This window comes from Pseudomonas indica NBRC 103045, from assembly GCF_002091635.1.
GTDB lineage: Bacteria > Pseudomonadota > Gammaproteobacteria > Pseudomonadales > Pseudomonadaceae > Pseudomonas_M > Pseudomonas_M indica.
This window is the reverse complement of the sequence record NZ_BDAC01000004.1, coordinates 49,318-70,576: the sequence shown is the minus strand read 5'-3', so window position 1 is coordinate 70,576 and position 21,259 is coordinate 49,318. Positions and strand designations below refer to the sequence as shown.

General features: G+C 64.2%; 19 protein-coding genes. 5 read left to right on the top strand and 14 right to left on the bottom strand.

Annotated elements, in window-relative coordinates; all coding sequences use genetic code 11:
- Window positions 1-4 precede the first annotated feature (4 nt).
- From PIN01S_RS06560 to PIN01S_RS06535, 6 genes are all read right to left on the bottom strand, one after another.
- Complete coding sequence (locus tag PIN01S_RS06560; protein ID WP_084334587.1) at window positions 5-1,030, bottom strand: AAA family ATPase; 1,026 nt, start codon at window positions 1,028-1,030, stop codon at window positions 5-7.
- Window positions 1,027-2,247 carry a DUF4350 domain-containing protein gene (locus tag PIN01S_RS06555; RefSeq protein WP_084334585.1) on the bottom strand — a complete coding sequence of 407 codons (1,221 nt, stop codon included), beginning with the start codon at window positions 2,245-2,247 and terminating at the stop codon, window positions 1,027-1,029. The genes PIN01S_RS06560 and PIN01S_RS06555 overlap by 4 nt, the downstream gene beginning before the upstream one ends.
- A complete protein-coding gene (locus PIN01S_RS06550; RefSeq protein ID WP_084334583.1) occupies window positions 2,244-3,824 on the bottom strand; it encodes a DUF4129 domain-containing protein in 1,581 nt (526 codons plus the stop codon). The genes PIN01S_RS06555 and PIN01S_RS06550 overlap by 4 nt, the downstream gene beginning before the upstream one ends.
- A complete protein-coding gene (locus PIN01S_RS06545) occupies window positions 3,811-4,788 on the bottom strand; it encodes a stage II sporulation protein M (RefSeq protein WP_084335018.1) in 978 nt (325 codons plus the stop codon). Before PIN01S_RS06545 ends, PIN01S_RS06550 begins: the two co-directional genes overlap by 14 nt.
- On the bottom strand, window positions 4,785-5,513 hold the full coding sequence (locus tag PIN01S_RS06540; RefSeq protein ID WP_084334581.1) for an RDD family protein: 729 nt from the start codon (window positions 5,511-5,513) through the stop codon (window positions 4,785-4,787). The genes PIN01S_RS06545 and PIN01S_RS06540 overlap by 4 nt, the downstream gene beginning before the upstream one ends.
- Window positions 5,514-5,603: 90 nt before the next feature.
- Window positions 5,604-6,365 (bottom strand): hypothetical protein, encoded by a 762-nt coding sequence (locus PIN01S_RS06535; protein ID WP_084334579.1) that lies wholly within the window; start codon window positions 6,363-6,365, stop codon window positions 5,604-5,606.
- 185 nt (window positions 6,366-6,550) lie between these two features.
- Between PIN01S_RS06535 and sbcB the strand changes: the two genes are divergently transcribed.
- Window positions 6,551-8,017 carry an exodeoxyribonuclease I gene (sbcB, locus tag PIN01S_RS06530; RefSeq protein WP_084334577.1) on the top strand — a complete coding sequence of 489 codons (1,467 nt, stop codon included), beginning with the start codon at window positions 6,551-6,553 and terminating at the stop codon, window positions 8,015-8,017.
- A 109-nt stretch (window positions 8,018-8,126) separates the two neighbouring features.
- Here the strand turns inward: sbcB and mvaT are convergent, their stop codons facing one another.
- Complete coding sequence (gene mvaT / locus PIN01S_RS06525) at window positions 8,127-8,507, bottom strand: histone-like nucleoid-structuring protein MvaT (protein ID WP_084334575.1); 381 nt, start codon at window positions 8,505-8,507, stop codon at window positions 8,127-8,129.
- A 339-nt stretch (window positions 8,508-8,846) separates the two neighbouring features.
- Between mvaT and purU the strand changes: the two genes are divergently transcribed.
- Both purU and PIN01S_RS06515 read left to right on the top strand, forming a co-directional pair.
- A complete protein-coding gene (gene purU, locus PIN01S_RS06520; RefSeq protein WP_084334573.1) occupies window positions 8,847-9,698 on the top strand; it encodes a formyltetrahydrofolate deformylase in 852 nt (283 codons plus the stop codon).
- 45 nt (window positions 9,699-9,743) lie between these two features.
- Window positions 9,744-10,175 carry a CBS domain-containing protein gene (locus tag PIN01S_RS06515; protein WP_084334571.1) on the top strand — a complete coding sequence of 144 codons (432 nt, stop codon included), beginning with the start codon at window positions 9,744-9,746 and terminating at the stop codon, window positions 10,173-10,175.
- A gap of 33 nt (window positions 10,176-10,208) precedes the next feature.
- Here the strand turns inward: PIN01S_RS06515 and PIN01S_RS06510 are convergent, their stop codons facing one another.
- Window positions 10,209-11,585 (bottom strand): CSLREA domain-containing protein, encoded by a 1,377-nt coding sequence (locus tag PIN01S_RS06510; protein WP_084334569.1) that lies wholly within the window; start codon window positions 11,583-11,585, stop codon window positions 10,209-10,211.
- A 239-nt stretch (window positions 11,586-11,824) separates the two neighbouring features.
- On the opposite strand from PIN01S_RS06510, the gene PIN01S_RS06505 reads away from it, so the two are divergent.
- Window positions 11,825-12,034, top strand: a complete 210-nt coding sequence (locus PIN01S_RS06505; protein ID WP_084334567.1) for a hypothetical protein — start codon at window positions 11,825-11,827, stop codon at window positions 12,032-12,034.
- Here PIN01S_RS06505 and gpgF read toward each other — a convergent pair.
- The 4 genes from gpgF to PIN01S_RS06485 all read right to left on the bottom strand — a co-directional run bounded on the left by gpgF (window position 12,020) and on the right by PIN01S_RS06485 (window position 17,202).
- Window positions 12,020-13,015, bottom strand: a complete 996-nt coding sequence (gpgF, locus tag PIN01S_RS06500) for a glucosaminyl phosphatidylglycerol flippase (protein WP_084334565.1) — start codon at window positions 13,013-13,015, stop codon at window positions 12,020-12,022. The genes PIN01S_RS06505 and gpgF overlap by 15 nt on opposite strands.
- Window positions 13,012-13,767 (bottom strand): N-acetylglucosaminyl phosphatidylglycerol deacetylase, encoded by a 756-nt coding sequence (gpgD, locus tag PIN01S_RS06495; RefSeq protein WP_084334563.1) that lies wholly within the window; start codon window positions 13,765-13,767, stop codon window positions 13,012-13,014. The genes gpgF and gpgD overlap by 4 nt, the downstream gene beginning before the upstream one ends.
- On the bottom strand, window positions 13,760-14,875 hold the full coding sequence (gpgS, locus tag PIN01S_RS06490) for an N-acetylglucosaminyl phosphatidylglycerol synthase (protein WP_084334561.1): 1,116 nt from the start codon (window positions 14,873-14,875) through the stop codon (window positions 13,760-13,762). Before gpgS ends, gpgD begins: the two co-directional genes overlap by 8 nt.
- Window positions 14,876-15,312: 437 nt before the next feature.
- A complete protein-coding gene (locus PIN01S_RS06485; RefSeq protein WP_084334559.1) occupies window positions 15,313-17,202 on the bottom strand; it encodes a methyl-accepting chemotaxis protein in 1,890 nt (629 codons plus the stop codon).
- 218 nt (window positions 17,203-17,420) lie between these two features.
- On the opposite strand from PIN01S_RS06485, the gene PIN01S_RS06480 reads away from it, so the two are divergent.
- Window positions 17,421-18,914 carry a helicase HerA-like domain-containing protein gene (locus PIN01S_RS06480; RefSeq protein ID WP_425287670.1) on the top strand — a complete coding sequence of 498 codons (1,494 nt, stop codon included), beginning with the start codon at window positions 17,421-17,423 and terminating at the stop codon, window positions 18,912-18,914.
- Between the two features lie 91 nt (window positions 18,915-19,005).
- Here PIN01S_RS06480 and PIN01S_RS06475 read toward each other — a convergent pair whose 3' ends face one another.
- Window positions 19,006-19,227: a hypothetical protein gene (locus tag PIN01S_RS06475; protein ID WP_084334555.1), complete on the bottom strand. Its 222-nt coding sequence runs from the start codon at window positions 19,225-19,227 to the stop codon at window positions 19,006-19,008.
- A gap of 362 nt (window positions 19,228-19,589) precedes the next feature.
- On the bottom strand, window positions 19,590-21,146 hold the full coding sequence (gene norR, locus PIN01S_RS06470; protein ID WP_084334553.1) for a nitric oxide reductase transcriptional regulator NorR: 1,557 nt from the start codon (window positions 21,144-21,146) through the stop codon (window positions 19,590-19,592).
- Window positions 21,147-21,259: the final 113 nt, after the last annotated feature.

The following is a 21,259-nucleotide window of genomic DNA, read 5'->3' as shown; positions in this document are numbered from 1 at the left end:
CCGCTCATAGACGCGGTGCCGGTACCTGATCGAGAAGCTGCTGCAGGACCTGATCCACCGAGAGCCCCTCGATATCCAGCTCCGGTGCCAGCCGTACGCGATGGCGCAGCACGGCCAGGGCGCAGCCCTTGATATCGTCCGGGATCACGAACTCGCCACCGCGCAGCAGGGCGCGGGCGCGTCCGCCGCGAACGAGGGCAATGGAGGCCCGTGGCCCGGCGCCCATGGCCAGGCCCGGCCAGCTGCGGGTCGCCCGGGTCAAGCGCACGGCGTAGTCCAGCACCTGTTCGTCGAGGGGCAGGTCGCTGGCGATCTTCTGCAAGGCCAGGACATCCTTGGCCTGCAACAAAGTACGTAGGGGCGTCACTTCCAACATGTCAGCCTTGGCCGAGCGGGTGACCTGACGAACCAAGGCGAGTTCTTCGCTGGCTTCCGGGTAGTCCATGCGCAGTTTGAGCATGAAGCGATCGAGTTCGGCCTCGGGCAGCGGGTAGGTGCCTTCCTGCTCGATCGGGTTCTGCGTGGCCAGTACCAGGAATGGTTGCGGAACCGCCAGGGCACGGCCCTCCAGGGTCACTTGGCGTTCCTGCATGACTTCGAGCAGGGCCGCCTGGGTCTTGGCCGGCGCGCGGTTGATCTCATCGGCCAGCAGCAGGTTGGTGAACACAGGCCCCTTGCGCAGCTTGAACTGTTCGCTCTGCAGGTCGTAGACGGCATGGCCGGTGACATCGCTGGGCATCAGGTCAGGAGTGAACTGGATGCGGGCGAACTCGCCTCCGAAGCAGCGGGCCAGGGCGCGTACCAGCAACGTTTTGCCGAGCCCCGGTACGCCCTCGACCAGCACATGTCCGCTGGCGATCAGCGCCGTCAGCACATCGTCGATCACCGCCTGCTGGCCGATCACCGCCTTCTGCAGCTCCTGGCGCAGGGCCTGGGCCAACTGGCTGGCACGCTGACGCTGAGAGGCTGCATTGGGCGCGGCGGGGCTGGCAGGGGCGCTATTGGCTTGTTCGGGCGTTTGTTCGCTCATAGGGCATTCCTGAGATTTTGCAGGTGGGCGACCTGGCGGGTGAAATCGGCGGCGCTCAACCGTTGGGCCGGTAGCGGTCGCATGGCTTGACTGATGGTGCTGGACGGCAGGCGGGTCAGGCGGCCCAGGACCTGCCACTGATCGGCCACGGCGAGCCGTTCGAAACCCGGGTGCCGACGTCGTGCGCGGCGCAGGATGTCCTGCTGCAAGCCTTGCAGCAGGCTTTGTTGGCCGTTGCGGCGGAGCAGGAAATCGGCGCTGCCGCGCAAGTGTTCCTCCAGTTGTCGACGCGAACGGCTGACCGGCGCGAGCAGTGGACCCTGGCGCAGGCCGGCGGACCAGAGGCCGAAGCCGATGAGCAGGGCCAGTGCTGTCAGCGCCTCCGGGAAATGGCGCAGCAGCAGGCTGAACAGATCGGTGCGGTCGGTACTGTAGATCAGCGTGACGTCGCTGTCCTGGGTCAGGTACCAGAGCAACCAGGCGTTGTCGTATTTGTCGATGTCGCGGGTCTGCCAGATCCAGCTGTCGGTCAGGACCGTGATCAGGCCATCCCCGTGGTAGAGCTGCAGCATGTGCGTCGCATTGCCGCTGTTGGCCCAGGCATGGGCGCGGTTCTGCGAGTCGTAGAGGTGGTAGTCGGTATCGAACGAGAGATAGGCGGGTGCTTCCTCGTTTTCCAGATACAGCTTGGTCAGCTCCGGATAGGGTTCTTCGTCGGGCGCTTCGGCAGTCTCGGGTGTTTCATCTCCGACGGCCGGAGACTCCGGCGTTTCATTGCCTTCTTCCTCTTCGTCGAGGTCCTCGGCGAGGTACTGCTGGATGCCCAGTTGATCGAGAAGCAGGTCGCCGCTCTTGCCGTCATCCTCGTCATAAAGCCGCTCGGCGACAAACAGCAGATGGCCGCCTTTGGCCGTCCACTGCAGCAAGCGTTCGGCCTGGCGGGGCGTCATGTTTTCGCGATCGCCGAGGAACAGCAGGGTCTGACCCTGGCTGGGCAGGGTTGCAAGCCCCTCCAGACCGTCGGCGCGGTTCACCCTGATGTTCTGGCGGCGAAGAAAGTGCTCGGCCGCGAGATAGGGATTGGCTTTCACCTCGGGCGACGGGCCGTGCTTGATGGTTTCCTCATAGGGCTCGGCCTTGCCAAGCAGATAGATGGCCAGCAAGCCCATCAGGAACAATAGGATTGTGCCCAGGATGAACGTCCCGCGCCGGCTCATGCCTTGACCTCCTGGCCGAACAACTGGCGCCAGCCGTCGCAAAGCCTGTCGCGCAGGGTCTGCTCGGGCAATCGATGGCCGTAGGCGAGATTCAACCACTGCGCGGTCAGGAGTTGGCTGTATGACTCCAGCTCGGACTGTTCCAACTGACCCACGAGCCTGAGCACTTCGCTTTCGGTATGGGAAGCCTTGAGTGGCAGGCGATGGGTGTGCAGCAGTTGGCTGAGCAGCGCGCGGTACAACAGACCCAGAGCCGCTCGCGGCTGTTCGGCCCAGAGCCGTTCGGCTTCACTGGCGACGTCGTCTGGCAGGCTCTCAGGGGCGATTTCCAGGCCGAACAACTGGTTCGGTATCTGCCGTTCGAGGCGTACGGGCAGGCCGACTCGCCCGGCAAAGGCTGCCAGCCAATCACGATAACGCCAGACGATCCAGGCGAGCAGGCTGAGGATGGCTGTCCAGAGCAGGACCTCGAGAACCAGCGCCACGGTGTCGAGGCTCTTCCAGAATTCGGCCAGGTTGAGGAGCCCTTTGAGCAGCTTCGCGAAGCCCTCGACGTCCTGCTTGGTCAGCTTCTCGGGTTTCTTTTCTTCGCCGAAACGCCAGCGGGTAACGGTTTCGCGGTTTTCGAAGGGCGGCTGGTCGAGCAGGGCATGGATGCTTTCCTGGGCGGCCTTGCTGGTCAACGGCTGGCGAAGCAGGCGATCCGCTTCCGGCCCCTGCGGGTCCTTCTCCTCGGTTGCCGGTGCCTGGTCGGGCGCCGCCCAGGCGCGCTCGGAGGGCTGGACGAGCAGAACGCCGAAGGCCAGCAGCACAGCGTAGGCGATGCCCGTCAAGCGCTGGCGCAAGCGGCGGAAGGCCAGTTCGATGTCCCAGGCTTCCAGCGCGGTGCGGCGGTTCAGGTAGAGGGTGAAGCCGCAGGCGACATAGACCGGTTCCCAGGCGATCAGCACCAGGGCGTAGATCAGGTTGGACAGGTGGTCCAGCCAGAGCCAGTCGCCGGAGGCGGCCTCGACCAGTTTCTGCCAGTCCATGTCCACGACCAACTGCTGGGGTAGCAGCATGTAGAGCAGGGCGATGAGGCCGAAACAGAGGGCACCTTCCAGGTGCATGCCGACGACGGTCAGCCAGCTCGCGGCGCCGGCGTCGCGCTGGCCGAGCACCACCAGGCGCTGACTGCGTGCCTGGCCGGACAGTCCTTCGAGTTGGAGCACCGGCAGGTCGAAGCTGCGGGTCGGGCTGAAACGGCGCCAGGTGACGCTGGCCAGCAGTTGCGGTTTCAACAGGCGCGGCAGGGCCTTCAGCGCTTCCTTGAGCGTAGGCGTGTCGCCGAACAATGCGCGGGAAAGAATGTGCAGCGGCAGCCGTTCGTAGGCGGGCTTGAACAGCCAGAAGAGGAAGATCGCCCAACCGGGATATCGCCACAGTGCGAGGCTGAGCAGGAGGAATATCGGCAGGGTGAACAGTGCCCAGCTGACCATGAGCAGGCCGGCATGCCGGCGCGCCAGCAGAACGCCGAGGTCCAGCGCTTCCCAGGCACTACGGGGGCGAATGGCGACGCTGGCATCAGTCAGGCGCATGCTGGCGTCCGGCAAAGAGGAAATAACCGAGGACCAGCAGCCACAGCCCGGTACCGACCAGGTACTTGATCAAGGGTGTGGTGTAGGTCATCGATGACCAATAGGCTTCGATGAAGGCGGCGATGAGCAGCAGCAGGATCACGCCGGCGACCAGTTGGATGCTCTTGCCGGCGGCAAGGCGCAAGGCTTCCCCGCGTGGCAGGCGCCCCGGAGCCAGCAGCGCCCAGCCGAGCTTGAGGCCGGCGGCCCCGGCCAGGGCGATGGCGGTCAGCTCGAAGGCGCCATGACCGATGACGAACGACCAGAATGTCTCGCCATAGCCGATTTCGCTCAGCCGTCCGGCTACCGCACCGATGGTCAGTCCGTTGAACAGCAGGAAGAAGACGCTGCCGAGGCAGAACAGAAGGCCGCTGGCGAACGTCTGAAAGGCGATGCCGATGTTGTTCATGATGTAGAAGCCGAACATCATCCAGTCGTCGCCGGAGTCCCGTTCGCCGAAGCGGCCGAGCCGGCGGGCATCGGGGTCGTACATGGATTCCATTTCGCTGACCTGGGCCGGGTCCACCAGGCTGTAGATCAGGTCTGGGAACAGATAGACCAGCACGCCCATGGCGATCAGGCTGCCGAAGAACAACAGGCTGGCGACGGTCACGCTGCGCCATTCGGCCCTGACGAGGCGTGGAAATCCACCGAGCAGGAAGCTTAGGATGCTGGCACCGAGATGGCTGCGGTGCCGGTAGAACTGCTGGTGACCACGCATGGCCATCTGCTGCAAGTGATCGATGAGGTGGCTGCTGTAGCCCCTTGCCTGGGCCAGGGCGAGGTGCTGGCAGATACGTCGGTACTCGGCGGAAAAGCCAAGACTCGTCTGGCCGTCGGCCTTGCCGCGTTCGAGCGCTTCCAACAGACTGGCAAAGCGCTGCCAGTCGGCTTCGTACCTTTTTTCGAACAGGCTCTGTTTCATACCGGCCCCAGCAGACCGCGGGCGATACCGTTGATCTGCGCTTCTGCCTGCTCGGCGGGCACATCCAACGGCTCGGCCAGGAGGCTGGCCAGCTCCGTGCGGCGAGCCGCGGAGAGACCGGCCTGGCGCTCGGCAAAACCGAGCATCGCACGTTGCTCGGCCAGGCTGAGCGGGAAGGGCGCACGCAGCGGCGAAGCTTCCGGCAATTGCGGGCGGGCCGGCATTTCTTCCCGGTAGACCACCAGGGTGCCGGCAGCCATGTCGCCGAGACGTTTGAAGGCAGGGTGATTCAGGCAACTGAGGATGCCCAGGGTGTAACCGAACGGCAGAATGTCCACGAAGCGCAGCAGATTGCGTGTCAGCGAAGCCGCCCAACCGATCGGAGTTCCGTCGTCGTGCACCACGCGCAGGCCGAGCAACTGTTTGCCCGGTGAGCGTCCCTGGTTGAGCACTTCGAACAGCACCATGTACCACCAGGTGACCAGAAATAGCAGGATGGTCCCGAGGCCCATGCCGAGTTGGCCGAACAGGCCGAGCACCACGAACATGACCAGCAGGATGACGCCGCGGATGCCCAGGTCGATGGTGAAGGCGAGGGCGCGTGGAACCAGGCTGGCGGGACGCAGGACCAGATCGATGCCTTCCGGGGTTTCCACATGGAAACGGGTATCCAGGGGTTCGTCTCGCGCTGGTGTTGAGCTGGCGACGGAGGGGGTAAGGGGCATCGGCTGACTGCGTCTGGGAAAGCCCGATGCTAGCCAGCAGCGGGCCGGGAAATCAACCGGGCCGCCTGGCGGCCCGGTAGGGCGGGTTCGTTATTTGACCGGCAGCACACCGAAGATGGTGCGATACAGGACCCCGATGCTCACTACGAAAAGCGGAATGGTCCAGATCAGGCCGATACCCAGTGGGATGGCGCTCAGGCTGAGGATCAGGCCGAGAAGCAGGAACAGGCCGAAACATTTGAACCAATGCTGGCTGATCGCCTTGCGGGAGGCTTCCAGCGCCTGCCAGGGTGACAGGCCGCGCTCCACCACCAGCGGCAGGGCGAGCATGTAGGCAACGCTCAGGTAGATGCCCGGAATGATCAGCAGGAACATGCCGACATAGATGAGCAGCAACATGAGGAGACCTGCGACGATCAGCGGGACGGTACGGCCGAAGTGGCTGAAGATCTCGTTGAACGTCACCGGCTGGTCGGCGGCACGGCGGATGCCGACCATGTTGATACCCGCCAGGAACGGATAGGTTGCGGCAGTGGCGATGATGGTCACTACCAGTTGCCCGACGATCATGGCGCCCAGGCTGTCTGGATTCATCATGCCCACGAGGCCGAAGACGAAGCCGACGACGGTCATCGCCACGAACATCACGACGTAGAAAATGATGAAACCGCCGAGAATGATGCCCTTGGTGCCTTTGGTGCGTTGCCAGGCTTCACTCAGCAGATCGCCGATGCTGAAGTCGTAGCCGCGGCGCAGGGCTTCTTCGACGGTGGGGACCTGCCCGTTGGCCGGGATTTCCTGCAGGTTGCTGGAGGGAGATGCGTAGGGGTTTTGTGCGAGAGTGTCGCTCATGATGGGTCATCCGTGTTGAATATTAACGTCCAGGCGCGGTCATGCTAGCCATACTGGCAGGTGGCCGGCAAGGCCAAGCCTTCCGGACCTGTGCGCAACATCATGTTTTTCACCTCTATGCGTCGCAGGTTTCGCAAGAATAGCCGGTGTTAGACTGCGCGGTTCATCAGCCTAAGGACGCGACAGTGACTTCCAGCATCTTCTGGTACGACTACGAAACCACTGGCATCGACCCGCGTTGCGATCGTCCGTTGCAGGGTGCGGGTATTCGTACCGACGAAGCGCTCAATGAAATCGGCGAACCGCTCAACCTTTACTGCCGTCTGAGTGACGACATCCTGCCGCATCCGGCGGCTTGCCTGGTGACTGGGATCACCCCCGCCCGGCTGGCGGACAAGGGGCTCTGCGAGGCCGAGTTCATGGCCCGCATACATGCCGAGCTGGCCAGCCCCGGGACCTGCGGTGCCGGCTATAACACCCTGCGCTTCGACGACGAAGTCACCCGCTACAGTCTCTATCGCAATTTTTTCGACCCCTACGGGCGTGAATGGCAAGGCGGCAACAGCCGCTGGGACCTCATCGATCTGGTGCGGACAGCCTATGCCCTGCGTCCGGAAGGTATCGCCTGGCCTGAAGAAGACGGGCGGGTGACGCTCAAGCTGGAGCGCCTGACCGCTGCCAACGGCATCGAGCATGGGCAGGCCCACGATGCGCTTTCCGATGTCCGCGCGACCATCGCCCTGGCGCGGCTGCTGCGAGAGCGGCAACCGAAGCTGTATGACTACCTGTACCGGCTGCGAAGCAAACATCAGGTGCTCGAGCAGGTTCGCCTGCTGCAACCGCTGGTGCATATATCCGGACGTTTTTCCATGAGTCGCCATTGCCTGGCGGTGGTGCTGCCACTGGCCTGGCATCCGCGCAATCGCAATGCCTTGATCGTCTGCGACCTCCAGGCCGATCCGCAGCCGTTGCTGGAGCTGGATGCGGAGAGCCTGCGCCAGCGGCTCTACACCCGTCGCGAAGAGTTGGCCGATGGCGAACTTCCGATACCGCTGAAGTTATTGCATGTGAATCGCTGCCCGGTCGTTGCCCCGTTGAATGTATTGCGCGAGCAAGACAAGGAACGATTGCAACTGGACATGGAGTTATGTTCGTCCCGTGCCGAAATGCTGAAGGAAAAGCAGGCGGTCTGGCGCGACAAGTTGTTATCGCTGTATGGCACGGAAGATTTCGCTCCCTGCGAGGACCCGGAACAGCAGTTATATTCGGGGTTTCTTGCCGACCGCGATCGGCGACTCTGCGAACAAGTGCGTTGTGCCGATCCGCAAAGACTGGCCAGGGAAGGATGGCCATTCGACGATAGCCGCTTGCCCGAGTTGCTGTTCCGTTACCGTGCACGCAACTTTCCTGAAACTTTGTCGGCGGATGAGCAAGTGCGCTGGCGGAATTTCTGCTGGCAGCGTCTGAACCACCCCGAATTCGGAGCACCCAATACCCTGGAGAATTTCGAGACGGCATTGCTGCAGTACTGGGGTAACTGCGCTCCGGCGCAGCAGCAGGTGCTGGCGGAGTGGCGTGAATATGTCCGAAAACTACGCGAGCGTTATGTCGCCGTCGGTTTGGACGACCCGCTAGGTATGTCGGTCGGATAAATTGTGGGCTCGATTCAGGCAATTCCCGAGTCGAGGAGCGGGCGTCATGACGCGCCCATAAAAAACGCCAGCGAAGCTGGCGTTTTTCGAGGCGGAGAGATCGCCGATATCAGCCGAGCAGGGTGGCCCAGCTTTCCACTTCATCGGCGCCCCACTTGGCTTTCCACTCTTTCAGGGTCTTGTGGTTGCCGCCTTTGGTTTCGATGACTTCACCGGTGTGCGGGTTCTTGTATTGCTTGACCTTGCGGGCGCGCTTGCCGCCGGTGGGCGCTGCTTTGCCGGTGCGCGGCGCTTTGCTCAGTTTGGCATCCGGGTCGAGCAGGGCGATGATATCGCGCAGGGATTTCTGATACTCGCCCATCAGGTCGCGGAGTTTGCTTTCGAACTCCAGTTCCTTTTTCAGTTTGTCGTCTTGCGACAGGCTTTTCAGGCGCTCTTGGAGTTCCTTGATGGCTTCTTCTGTTGCGCGGTATTCATTGATCAGCGACATGGGGTAATCCTTCATTCGGTGGTTCGACAAGAGCTATTGGCAGCAATAATAGTCACGCAGTTTGATCAAGTAAACATGTTTGAAATGTTTTGCTTGAATTCATCGTTCGAAGTTTGCCGGGGCCTGGTAAATCTCTGAATTAAAATCGCTGCCTGCGGCGCTTTTCGGAGAACTAACTCAAGCCGGCAGGGCGACATTGCGTACCGACAATTACCTGGCGATTCACGGTGCGGTCCCAGGTTGGCCAATCGGGGCGAACCGGAAGATGCGCGGGATTACTGAAGTTTTCCGGGGCTCTGGCTAGAATGGCGCCTTTCGTGAAGTTTCTGGAGTTTCCGCATGCGCACTTTTCGGCTGGTCATCGCCTGTCCGGACGGCGTCGGTATCGTCGCCAAGGTCAGTAACTTCCTGGCCACCTATAACGGCTGGATCACCGAGGCCAGTCATCACTCGGACAACCAGAGCGGGTGGTTCTTCATGCGCCACGAAATCCGCGCGGACTCCCTGCCTTTCGATCTCGATGGTTTCCGCCAGGCGTTCTCGCCCATTGCCCGGGAGTTTTCCATGGAATGGCGGATCACCGATTCGGCGGTGAAAAAGCGCGTGGTGCTGATGGCCAGCCGCGAATCCCATTGCCTGGCCGATTTGCTGCACCGCTGGCACAGCGGCGAGCTGGATTGCGAGATTCCCTGCGTCATTGCCAACCATGACGACCTGCGCAGCATGGTGGAGTGGCATGGCATTCCCTATCACCATGTCCCGGTGGTGCCGCACGACAAGGAGACGGCGTTCGCCGAGGTATCGCGACTGGTCGGCGAATATCGCGCGGATGTGGTGGTGCTGGCCCGCTACATGCAAATCCTGCCGCCGCAACTGTGCCGCGAATTCGCTCACCGGGTGATCAACATCCACCACAGCTTCCTGCCGTCCTTCGTCGGCGCAAAACCCTATCACCAAGCCTCTCTGCGGGGCGTGAAGCTGATCGGCGCCACCTGCCACTACGTTACCGAGGAGCTGGACGCCGGCCCGATCATCGAGCAGGACGTGGTGCGCGTGACCCACCGCGACAGCGTCGAGGACATGGTTCGCCTCGGCAAGGATGTGGAGAAGATGGTGCTCTCACGTGGGCTACGCTATCACTTGGAAGACCGGGTTCTGGTGCACGACAACAAGACGGTGGTTTTCGACTGAACTTGCTGGCGTGCGCCGGTCGGCGTACGACAGAGGAGTTCGTCCATGCTCAAGTCAATCAAGGTCCGGGACTACATGACCCGTCACTTGGTGACCTTCCGTTCCGATACGGATTTGTTCACCGCCATCAACCGTCTGCTGGAGCACCGCATTTCCGGCGCGCCGGTGGTCGACTCCCAGGGGCACCTGATCGGCCTGTTGTCGGAGGGCGACTGCCTGCGCGGCATCCTCTCCGGCGCCTACTACGAGTCCGTGGGCGGGACGGTCACGGTCAGCGGCTATATGACCACCGAGGTGGAGACCATCTCCCCCGAGGCGGACATCATCGAAGTGTCCGAGCGCTTCCTGCGCGGCCGTCGGCGCCGCTTCCCGGTGGTGGAGGACGGCCGGCTGGTCGGGCAGATCAGCCGGCACGACGTGCTCCGCGCGGTGAAGGAGTTCGCCCAGCATGACCAGGGCGAACAGATCGCCAGCTGAAAAGGCTCTGCCGGCGTCATTGCGGCGGATGATTTAAAGCGAATCGTCGGGCTGATGCTCAAAGGCCCCGATATCGCAGATTGCCGAGCCGTCGCCGTTACCGTCCACCGGGCGCAGTGCGCCGCGTTGATCGTGCATCGGGCAGCGGGCCACCGAGGTGTCGATGGCATAGGGGCCGGGGCGCAGCGCATGGGTGGGCGTCGGTCCGCCATTGTTGGCCAGCGGGTACAGCACGAAGTTCAGCACCGTGCCGTTGTCCACCAGGATGTCGCCGACGCAGTTGCCGTCATTGCCGAGCAGTACCGAAACCTGCGTGGTCTGGAACTGTCCGTGGTTCTCGCAGTTCGTTCCGGCGTAGTAGTTGCGGGTATTGGGTAGCGGGCCTTGGTAATTGCTGGCGATCAAGGTGTTGATCCAGGTCGCCCGGCCGGCGTTGAAGAGACCGCCGTTCTCGTTTTCCGCGATGGTCACGTTGGTCAGGTGGATTTCTCCCGGCTTCTCCCATTCCCAGTCCATGCGCTCGCCATTGGCCAGGGCGCCGCCGCCCTGCATGCCGGAGTGGTTGTCGCTGATCGTCGTGTTTTCCAGCGTCAGCCTGGCGCCTTCGACATTCAGAATCGCACCGCCGTGGCCGTGGTATTCGCCGACGTTGCCGGTGAACAGCGAGCGTCTGATTGTCGCCTGCCCGCGGTTGTAGAGTCCGGCGCCGGCACCGGAGTCTCCGTCGTCATGCGCGATGTTGTCGCGGACCATCGAATCGCTCATCAGCAGGTTTCCGGTATTGAACAGGCCGGCTCCGCGGGCATCGCTGCCTTCACCACCGTTGACGAAGTTGTCCGCGATCTCCGAACGCCGTAGTTCGAGCACACCTTCGTTGAAAATGCCGCCGCCCTTGCCGAAGTAATAACGGCTGGCCGAACGGTTCTCGGCGACGCGCACCCGCAGCAGCGTCAGGGTCCCGCCATTGGCGATGCCACCGCCGGCTTCCGGGACCCAACCGCGGCGGATTTCCAGATCTTGCAATTTCACCCGGGCGCCGGGAAGCACCTCGAGGACGCGGTAGACGTAGTTGGCATCGAGGCGCGTTCCGCTTCTGCCGATGATCTTCAGGTCGTCGGCGATATCCAGGTCGCCGACCTGGTTGTCGTCCTCGTCCACCTCCGGGTCGATGTCGTCGTCTTCGCCGACGGGTTGGAGCGTGGTGGGGATACTGATGTGGTAGGTGGTGCCTTGCAGGCGAATGACATCCTCGCCCGCATTGACGTTCGCCGCCTGGATGGCGTCGCGCAGGGAGCAATCGGCATCGCAGACGCCGTCGAAGGTGTCCTGGGTCTTGTTGACGAAGAAGGTGGTGGCGTGGACGTTGCAAACGAGGGCCAGCAGGGTGGATGCGCAGAGCACGGCTTTCATGGTCGGAGACCTCCTGTCGGGGAGCCAAGCAGTGCCGCGAGCGTATGGTCCGTAGAACGACACTACTCGGAGCGCTGGAAACCCTGGACTTCGGAGGGGTGCAGCAGTCTTTCACACGTAATCGGCAAGCACTGCGACGCGCATTGGACTGCGGGGGCCGCTCGCTCGTTCTGGGTAGCTGCCGAACGGTATCCGGCAGGGGTGCTACCCTCTCACCGTCATGTCCCCAGGCGATCGCTATGAAAGACCCGCTCGACCGCGCCACTTCGCACCCACCGCCAACCTTGGGCGAAGGCTGTGTCCGCCGCTACGACCCGAAAGCGCTACGCGACGAGGACGGCACCGAATTCCCCGGTGCCGAGGCGCTGTGGCGCTCCCTCCATTCTGACCAGCCGCCTGCCGAACCTGACGGGAAAACGGACGGCGATCCGCCTTCAACCGCCGCGTAAACGCATCAGGCGGCGCAGGAAGGGACGTCCGGCGAGCAGCAGGAACGCCGGCCCGCCGGCCAGCAGATAAAAGTAGTAGGTGATCGCCCGCCAGATCAGGATCGCCGCCGCGGCGGTGGACTTGCCCACCAGCGGGGCGAGCAGGGCGGCCGAGGTCAGCTCCGTCCCACCCACGCCGCCAGGCAGCAGGCTCAGTTGGCCGGCGCTGAGTGCGAGCATCTGAATCAGGAAGGTCCAAGCCCACTGGATATCGGCGCCCAGCCCGTAGAGCGCCAGGTACAGCACGCTGAAGCGCAGCCCCCAATGTGCGGAGGTGAGCAGGAAGATCAGCGCCAGCCGTCGGCGCGGCAGGTTGAGGCTGTCGCGCAAGGCATCGCGGAAATGCAGCAGCTTGCGCGCCAGATGAATGCGCCGCGCCCGGCGTACTTTCAAGCGTGCCAGCAGGTGGCCGCTCCCACGGATCAGGGCGCGGTGATAGCGAGCCAAAGCGATGATCGCGGCGAAGCCAGCCAGCAACAGCACGGCGCTGAGGCCGAGCATGTTCTCCAGATTGGGTGTCAGCCGGTGGAACAGGCCATACAGCAGGATGCCGGCGAAGGCGCAGAAGAAAAATAGCAGGTCGTTCAATTGGTCGATGGCGAACAGCGCGCTGCTGCGTGCCGGGCGGATGCCGTTGCGCGCCAGCAGCGCCATCAGGGTCAGAGGTCCGCCGGTTCCGCCGGGCGTGGCGCAGATGGCGAATTCGGTGGCCATGACCACGCCGATGCTCTTTATCCGGCCCAGTTGCCGGGCGCGTTCGGCCAGCAGCAGGCGCAGGCGCATGGCGTTGAGCAGCCAGCAGAGCAGGATCATCCCGAGCATGGCCAGCAGCAGTTGCGAGGGAAAGCTGGCCAGCCGCTGCCACATGTCGCTGCCCCCCAGCAGAAACGGAATCAGCAGGGCGATCAGCAGGCAGGGCAGCAGCCAGAGCAGGCGCTTCATGGGGTCGCCAACCAGCGTCGTGCCAGCCAGACCGACTTGGTCAGCGGTTCGCGCCCGCTCTCCAGCAGGCGCTCGAGGGCATCCAGCCAATACTGCCGCGACAACCCATGGCGCATGTCCACTGGATGCAGGCCGAGGCGCAGTGTTTCGGCCTGTTGCAACACCTGTTCGCGGCTCCGGTTGACCGCCCAGGATAACCGGCGCCGCCAAGCGCTACGGGCACTCCAGACCAGGCCGGGGGCTTCGATCGGGGTGAAGTCCGGCAACCGGTAGAGGTGGTTGGGCGTGCTGGTGTAGCTGAAACCCAGCTCACGGAGTGCCTGGCGGGTGCCCTGGCTCATCAGCCAGGCCGGCGCAACGAAGCCTCGCAACGGCCAGTCGAAGCGCTGGAACAGCTCGACGCCGGCTTCCAGGCGGGCACGGGCCTGGGTGTGGTCCAGCGCATAGAACTCGCCCTCCCAGGTGTACAGGCGGCGCATGACGTATTGCCGCGGCGTGCGCGGAGGTGGCCCGTCGTCGCAGTGAAAATAGCCGTGCAACACCAGTTCGTCTCCGCGTGCCAGGCGTTCGTCCAGCAGGCGGCGAAAGCCGTCGTCTCGCTCCAGCGGATTGCGCCGATGGAAGTTCGGCACCACCAGCCACGTGATGGGGACCTGGCCCAGCCGGTCCACCGCCTCGATGAAGCCGCGGTAATCCGGCCAGGTTTCCGGTGCGACATCGTGCAGGACCAATTGCAGGCTGCGTTCAGGCATGGCGCGCGATCCGCTCGGGGGTAACGCCGAGCACCGCCTGGTAATGCCCGAGCAGGCCATGCACCACGGTATCCCAGCCATGCTGGCGTTCGACATGCTGGCGGGCCTGGCGGCCGAGCTGTTCCACGTCCCGTTCGAACAGCGCCCGCACGGCGTTGGCCATCGCCGCGCCGTCGTTGGGTTTGCACAGCTCGCCGCAGCTTTCCGGGACGATCTCCGCCAGCGCCCCGGCGCGCACCGCGACCACCGGGATACCGCTGGCCATGGCTTCGAGAACCACCAGGCCGAAGGTTTCCTGGTCGCCGGCATGGAGGAGGGCGTCGCTGCTCGCCATCAGCCGGGAGACTTCGTCGGCGTTGCAGAAGTGGTCGATCACCGAGACGTTGCGCGGTACGCGCGTCGGCATGTGCGAGCCGACCAGCAGCAGATGGTACGGCTCGCCCAGGTGGCGGGCGCAATCGAGCAGCACCGGCAGGTTTTTTTCCCGCGAACCGCGGCCGGCGAAGATCAGCAGGCGGCTGTCGTCCGCAAGGCCCAGTTCGCGCTTCAGTTGCGGGTCACGGCGGCTCGGCTGGAAGGTCTCCAAATCCACGCCTAGGGGTTGGACATGGACATCGCGGACGCCGAGGCGAAGCAGCTTCTCCGCCATGACCCGGCTGGGCGCGAGCACCCGGTCGAAATGGCCGTACAGCTTGCCGACGTAGGCATCCACATTGTTGCCGAACCAGACGCCCATGCGGTTGCTCACCAGCAGCGGCAGGTCCGAGTGGTAGAAGCCGATCACCGGGACGTCCAGGTGCCGGCGCGCGTCCAGGGCGGCCCAGGCGGTGAGGTAGGGGTCGCCCACCTCGATGAGATCCGGCCGCAGGGTACGCAATACCTTGCGCCAGGGGCCGCGACGGATCGGAAAACGATAGCCGTGGCCGAAGGGCAGGGCCGGGGCAGGCACTTCATGGATACCGCCATGCTGGCAGTACCGTGCGCCGGGAATCAGCACACTGTGGCGGACATTCGGATAGCGCCACAGGCGGCGGTGTTTGGCATCCAGATAAGTGCGCACCCCTCCGCTGGCCGGGGCGTAGAACATGGTCATATCAGCGATGTGCACTTTCGAAGCTTCCTCTGACTGAGCGTGTCTGCCAGGGGCCCGTACGGCAGGTTCGTCGACCGGCGTCGGCGGCGAAAGGCCGAAGCGAGGTGCCGTGGCGGACAAGGTCCGCTCCGATGCAGCACCGGGCCCGGATGCCGCAACGACGGGGCCGAACCGGCCAAACAGGCCGCTAGCCAAGAAGTGGACCGCTGACGGGTGCGTATGTTCGTTCCGCTGGCTATCGGAAGGCCTTGAGGATGGGCTTTTTCCGAGGGTCGACTCCTTGATCCGCCTGAAAGAAAGCGTAGTGCAGGGTAACGAGGCGGAGAGGCAGAGGGTGGTATGCGGGCGCCGAGCAGGTGGGAGTTTTGTCTGGTCGGGGAAAGAGGCTGCGGTGCGCGGGAGGAGCAGTTGGTGCGCCCCGCTCCGCAGAGACGAGGCGCACCGGCGTCGGGTCAGATGCGGAAGCTGTCCACCAGATGCTTCAGGCGGGTGGCCTGCTGTTCCAGATCGCCACAGGCACGCAGGGTGGCCTGGAGGTTTTCCACGCCTTCCTGGTTCAGCGTGTTGATCTCGGTGATGTCCATGTTCAGCGAGTCGATCACCGCGGTCTGCTCTTCGGTGGCGGTGGCCACCGACTGGTTCATGCCGTCGATCTCGCCGATACGCTGGGTCACGCTGCCCAGACGCTCGCCGGCCTGGTTGGCGATCTGCACGCTCTCTTCGCTGTAGTGCTGGCTCTCGGTCATGGTGGAAACCGATTCGCGGGCGCCGACCTGCAGCTCCTCGATCATCTTCTGGATTTCCTGGGCCGATTCCTGGGTGCGGTGCGCCAGGTTACGTACCTCGTCGGCGACCACCGCGAAGCCACGGCCGGCCTCCCCGGCACGCGCCGCCTCGATGGCCGCGTTGAGCGCCAGCAGGTTGGTCTGCTCGGAGATGCCCTTGATGACCTCAAGGATCTGGCCGATGTTCACGGTCTTGCTGTTCAGCGCCTCGATGTTGGCGCAGGACGCACTGATCTTGGCCGACAGCTCGTTCATCGCCTTGATGGTCTTTTCCACCACCTGACGGCCGTCTTCGGCCTGGTGGCGGGCGTCGGACGCCTGGTGCGAGGCGTCCGCGGCATTGCGCGCGATCTCCTGGGCGGCGGCGCCCAGCTCGTTGATCGCCGCGGCGACGCTGTTGGTGCGGTTGGCCTGCTCGTCGGAGTTGGCCATCGACGAGTTGGAGGCGTTCACCACCAGCTTGGCCACCTGGTTGAGTTGGCCGGTGGCGGCCGCGACTTCGCGAATGGACGCGTGGATACGCTCGACGAAGCGGTTGAATGCGGTGGCCAGTTCGCCGAACTCATCCTGCGACTGGATGGCCAGGCGTTTGGTCAGGTCGCCCTCACCCTGGGCGATGTCCTGCATGGCGCGGCCCATGGCGTGCAGCGGCTGCATCAGCACTCGGATCAGCATGCCGAGCAGGGCGATGATGATGATCACCGCGATCACCGTGGCGACGATCGCCGAGGCGCGGAATTCGCTGAGCATGGAGTAGGCCTTGGCCTTGTCCACGGACAGGCCGATGTACCAGCGCACCGACGGCAGGCCTTCGACCGGGGTGAAGGTGAGGATGCGCGTCTCGCCGTTCAGCTCGACTTCGCTGAAGTCGGTGCTGATGCGCGGCGTGTTCTGCGGGAATACATCGCGCAGCGTCTTCATCACCATGGCTTTGTCCGGGTGGACCAGGACCTTGCCGTCAGCGCTGACCAGGAAGGCATAGCCGATGCCGTCGAAATCCAGGGAGTTGATGATCTTCACCAGGGTTTCCAGGCTGAGGTCGCCGCCGACCACGCCGACCGAGCTGCTGCCCTGCCGTGCCGGCGTGGCGATGGTGATGATCAGCTTGCCGGAAGCGGCGTCCACGTAGGGCTCGGTGAGGGTCGAACCGCCGGCGGCCACCGCATCCTTGTACCAGGGGCGGGTGCGCGGGTCGTAGCCTTCCGGCATCTGGTCGTCCGGACGCATGGTGAAGCTGCCGTCTTCGGTGCCGAGGTAGGTGTAATTGAAGGTGGAAGTCAGCGACTTGCGCTCCAGCAGGCTGACGACCTTGCCCGGCTCGCTGTCGCTGGCGATCGCCTCGGCGGTGCTTTCCACCAAGAGGATGCGCCCGGACAGCCAGTTCTGGATGTTACTGGCGGTCACTTCGCCCATCTCGTGGAGGTAGCCCTCGAGGTCCTCGCGGATGGCGTTGCGCTGGAGGTAATCGTTGTACAGCGTGAACAGCGTGAAGGCAGCGATGACCACCAGGGAGGCGGCGAGTAGGATCTTGTGGCTGAACTTCAGGTTATTGGTCATTCTTTGTATGTCCGGTAGGAAGCTGGCACCCGTCTTTCGAACCCGTTCTCTATTCGCGCACGACGAGCTGATCACATGGGAAAAGCTGCTGGGATGCGGAAGTTTGAACGACTCCACTGTGACATCCTTGCCGCTGACGGCCAGATGGGGTTGGCGTCATGACCGCTTTATCGGCCGATCAGTCAGAAAGCTTTAATGGAAAGGAGGGCACGATGCCCATGCTTGACAGGCTCCTGCTCGGAGCCGACCCGGCCGGCCAACCCGTTGGCCAGGCCTTGAAACTGGCCAACCGCCACGGCCTGATCGCCGGCGCCACCGGTACCGGCAAGACGGTGACCCTGCAACGGCTCGCGGAAGCGTTCAGCGACGCCGGGGTGGCTGTGTTCGCCGCCGACATCAAGGGTGACCTCTGCGGCCTCGGTGCCGCCGGAGCCCCTCAAGGCAAGGTGGCCGAACGCATCGCCGGCATGCCCTGGCTGAATCACCAGCCGCAGGCCTACCCGGTGACGCTGTGGGACGTTCACGGGCAGAGCGGCCATCCGTTGCGCACCACCCTGAGCGAGATGGGACCGTTGCTGCTGGGCAATCTGCTCGGCCTCACCGACAGCCAGCAGGCGGCGCTTTATGCGACCTTCCAGGTGGCCGATCGCGAAGGTCTGCTGCTGCTCGACCTGAAAGACTTGAAAGCACTGCTCAATCATCTGAAGGACGACGACAGCCTGCTCGGCGACGACAGCGCCCTGTTCACCTCGGCGTCGGCCCAGGCGTTGTTGCGGCGGCTGGCGACCCTGGAGCAGCAGGGTGCCGAGGCGCTGTTCGGCGAGCCGGCCCTGCAACTGGAGGACATCCTCCAGCCGACGGCGGAGGGTCGGGGCCGTATCCATCTGCTCGACGCCAGCCGCCTCGTGCACGAAGCGCCAAAGGTCTACGCCACCTTCCTGCTCTGGCTGCTGGCCGAGCTGTTCGAGCAACTGCCGGAGCGCGGCGATGCGGATAAACCGCTGCTGGCGCTGTTCTTCGACGAGGCGCACCTGCTCTTCGCCGACACGCCGAAAGCGTTGCAGGATCGCCTGGAACAGGTGGTGCGGCTGGTTCGCTCGAAGGGCGTCGGCGTCTATTTCGTCACCCAGTCGCCCGCCGACCTGCCGGACCCGATCCTCGCCCAGCTTGGCCTGCGCATCCAGCACGGCCTACGTGCCTTCACCGCCAGGGAGCAGAAATCCCTGCGCGCGGTGGCCGAAGGTTTCCGGCCGAATCCGGCGTTCGATGCCTTGAGCGTGCTCACCGAACTAGGCATCGGCGAAGCGCTGGTCGGGACCCTGGAAGAGAAGGGCACGCCGGCCATGGTCGAGCGGGTTGCTATCGCGCCGCCGCAATCGCGGATCGGTCCGTTGAGCGAGGTCGAGCGCGCAGCAGTCATCCGCCAGTCACCCTTGGGTGGGCGTTACGACAAACCGGTGGATCGCGAATCGGCCTATGAAATGCTCACCGCCCGCGCGGCGAAAGCGAGTGAAGCCTCGGCCGCTCCGGCGTCGAAGCCTTCTGCCGGCACGGGAGCGGGCGGTGGCGGTTTCGGCGAAATGGCCGGCGACCTGATCGGCAGCCTCGCCGGCCAGGTGATGAAGACCGCCTTGCGCCAAGCGGCCAATCAACTGGGGCGGCAGTTGGCGCGAGGGCTGATGGGCTCGCTGCTGGGCGGCAAGCGGCGCTGACTCCGGTGATGCCACGTTGGGCAGCGAGTCGCGATTGCCTGGCGTGGTGCTTTTCCAGAGGCAGGCGGCTGCGGATGCCGCGCAACCGCTTTCAGTCCGGATTGTCGGTCGCGGAGGCTTCTTTCTTGGCTTTTTCTTTCTCGATGCGCTCCAGTTCTTTCTGGAAGGCCTGGTCGAGAAGGTTGGATCGCTTGCGCCACGGCTTGCGCTCGGGGTCCGGTTGAGCGGCGTAGGTGGTGACTTCTCCGCCGTAAATATCCTTATAACGCTTCGCCTGACGCTCCAGTTCGGCGCGCAGTTCGTCTTTCGTCACTGTGTTTCCTTTGCTATGGCAGGTCGGCGACAACGCGAAAAAGGAGGGTTTTCGCTGCTACGGTCGCCTATAGGGGCTGCGAGGAGCAGCCGTTTTCCTGAGGCAACGTTCCGCATTTCAAGTTCCCGGAACGTACGCCGGCGATTATAGCGAAGCGGCTTCGGCCGTCCAGCCGTAACCCCGTGACGTGCGGGCTGTCGCGCGCTCAGAACCTGTTTACGATCTGCTGCGCGTCGGCTCTGCTGCGTTAAAAACAGGCTCGGAATGCTCATTTACAACTCGTAAACTCCGCGTCCTCGCCTGTTTTTGTGGGGCCGCCGAGGCCTTGCATGGCTCTAGCTCGCGAGAGCGTAAACAGGTTCTCAGGTGGCGCTTTTGAGACCGAGACGGCGCGCCAGGCGATGCAGGTTGGCGCGGTCCAGGCCGAGGTCGCGGGCGGCGGCGGCCCAGTTGTCCTGGTTGCGTTGCAAAGCGGCGGCGATCAGTTGGCGCTGGTAGTCGTCCAGGGCCTGGCGCAGGTCCACGGCGGCGCCGGGAGCGGCGACGGCATCGGCCTGTCGCTCAGCAGGGCGGCGTGGCTGCAGGTCCAGGTCGGCGGTGCCGATGCTGAGGATGCGTGGTCGCTCGCCATTGGCAGCCAGGGCCTTGAGGGCGGCGCGGCCGATCAGGTGCTCCAGTTCACGCACGTTGCCCGGCCAATCGTAGGCCAGCAGCGCAGCCTGGGCGTCCGCCGCCAGGCGCAGGCTGCGCACCCGCAGACGCGGGCGGTTCTGTTCGAGGAAGTAGCCGGCCAGCAGCAGGATGTCGCGGCCGCGTTCGCGGAGGGGCGGGACCTGCAACGGGTACACGCTGAGTCGGTGATAGAGATCGGCACGGAAGCGCCCGGCACGCACTTCGTCGGCGAGGTTGCGGTTGGTCGCGGCCAGCACCCGGACGTCCACCCGGTGTTCCCGATCGGAGCCGACGCGCTGCAACTGCCCGCTCTGCAACACCCGTAGCAGCTTGGCCTGGACGCTCAGCGGCAACTCGCCGACCTCATCGAGGAACAGGCTGCCGCCGTCCGCCAGTTCGAACTTGCCGCTGCGGTCGCCCACCGCGCCGGAGAAGGCGCCGCGCACGTGGCCGAATAGTTCGCTTTCCACCAGGGTTTCCGGCAGGGCGGCGCAGTTCAGGCTGATGAGGGGGCGGTTGGCACGGCTGGAGCGGTCATGGATGGCCTGGGCCACCAACTCCTTGCCGACCCCGGTTTCGCCGCTGATCAGCACGGTCAGGTCGCTGCCCGCCACCAGTTCGATTTCTTCCAGCAGCCGCCGGTGGGCTGGGCTCTGGCCGATGAGTTCGCGGCTCTGCGCCTGGCTGGCGGCCTGGCGGTAGGTCTCCGCGAGCTGGTGCTCGTTCTCCGCTCGCAGTGCCAGGCTGCTCAGGCGTTCGGTGGCCTTCACCGTGGCGGCGGCGAGGCGGGCGAAGGTTTCCAGGTTGTCCAGGTCGATCCGGCCGAAGCGGGATGGGTCGAGGGCGTCCAGGGTGAGCAGGCCCCAGGGGCGGTCGTCGATGAACAGCGGGCAGCCCATGCAGTCGTGCACCTCGAGATGGCCACGATGACCCTCGACCAAGCCGTCGTAAGGGTCGGGCAGGCCGCTGTCGGCGGCGAAACGGGTCGGCCCATTGCGCGCCAGCAGGGCGGTGAAGCGCGGGTGCTCGGCCAGCTTGAAGCGGCGCCCGAGGGTGTCGGTGCTCAGGCCGTCCACCGCCAGCGGGACCAGTTGGTCGTCTTCCAGGCGCAGCAACGCCGCCGCGTCGCACGGCATCAGTTCGCGCAGGGATTGCAGCAGCCGGCGATAGCGCTCGCCGTCGGGCAGATCGCGGGTCAGGTCGTCGACCAGGGGGAGCAGGGCACTGAGCAAGGGGTTCGTAGTCATTCTGACGCTCTGTTGTCGTTACGACAGCGATACTTCGTTGTCATAATGACATCTATTTTTATCAACTTATTGATTTATAAGGAATTAATTTGTGGCACGAAAACTGAAATGCA

Excerpts from the sequence above, each read along its gene's own strand:
- PIN01S_RS06550 (WP_084334583.1), bottom strand. The coding sequence starts at position 3,824 with ATGCGCCTGACTGATGCCAGCGTCGCCATTCGCCCCCGTAGTGCCTGG.
- gpgD (WP_084334563.1), bottom strand. The coding sequence starts at position 13,767 with ATGCCTGAACGCAGCCTGCAATTGGTCCTGCACGATGTCGCACCGGAA.
- PIN01S_RS06555 (WP_084334585.1), bottom strand. The coding sequence starts at position 2,247 with ATGAGCCGGCGCGGGACGTTCATCCTGGGCACAATCCTATTGTTCCTG.
- PIN01S_RS06505 (WP_084334567.1), top strand. The coding sequence starts at position 11,825 with ATGAAAGACCCGCTCGACCGCGCCACTTCGCACCCACCGCCAACCTTG.
- purU (WP_084334573.1), top strand. The coding sequence starts at position 8,847 with ATGCGCACTTTTCGGCTGGTCATCGCCTGTCCGGACGGCGTCGGTATC.
- PIN01S_RS06510 (WP_084334569.1), bottom strand. The coding sequence starts at position 11,585 with ATGAAAGCCGTGCTCTGCGCATCCACCCTGCTGGCCCTCGTTTGCAAC.
- PIN01S_RS06560 (WP_084334587.1), bottom strand. The coding sequence starts at position 1,030 with ATGAGCGAACAAACGCCCGAACAAGCCAATAGCGCCCCTGCCAGCCCC.
- PIN01S_RS06535 (WP_084334579.1), bottom strand. The coding sequence starts at position 6,365 with ATGAGCGACACTCTCGCACAAAACCCCTACGCATCTCCCTCCAGCAAC.
- PIN01S_RS06480 (WP_425287670.1), top strand. The coding sequence starts at position 17,421 with ATGCTTGACAGGCTCCTGCTCGGAGCCGACCCGGCCGGCCAACCCGTT.
- mvaT (WP_084334575.1), bottom strand. The coding sequence starts at position 8,507 with ATGTCGCTGATCAATGAATACCGCGCAACAGAAGAAGCCATCAAGGAA.
- PIN01S_RS06545 (WP_084335018.1), bottom strand. The coding sequence starts at position 4,788 with ATGAAACAGAGCCTGTTCGAAAAAAGGTACGAAGCCGACTGGCAGCGC.
- PIN01S_RS06515 (WP_084334571.1), top strand. The coding sequence starts at position 9,744 with ATGCTCAAGTCAATCAAGGTCCGGGACTACATGACCCGTCACTTGGTG.
- PIN01S_RS06485 (WP_084334559.1), bottom strand. The coding sequence starts at position 17,202 with ATGACCAATAACCTGAAGTTCAGCCACAAGATCCTACTCGCCGCCTCC.
- gpgF (WP_084334565.1), bottom strand. The coding sequence starts at position 13,015 with ATGAAGCGCCTGCTCTGGCTGCTGCCCTGCCTGCTGATCGCCCTGCTG.
- norR (WP_084334553.1), bottom strand. The coding sequence starts at position 21,146 with ATGACTACGAACCCCTTGCTCAGTGCCCTGCTCCCCCTGGTCGACGAC.
- PIN01S_RS06540 (WP_084334581.1), bottom strand. The coding sequence starts at position 5,513 with ATGCCCCTTACCCCCTCCGTCGCCAGCTCAACACCAGCGCGAGACGAA.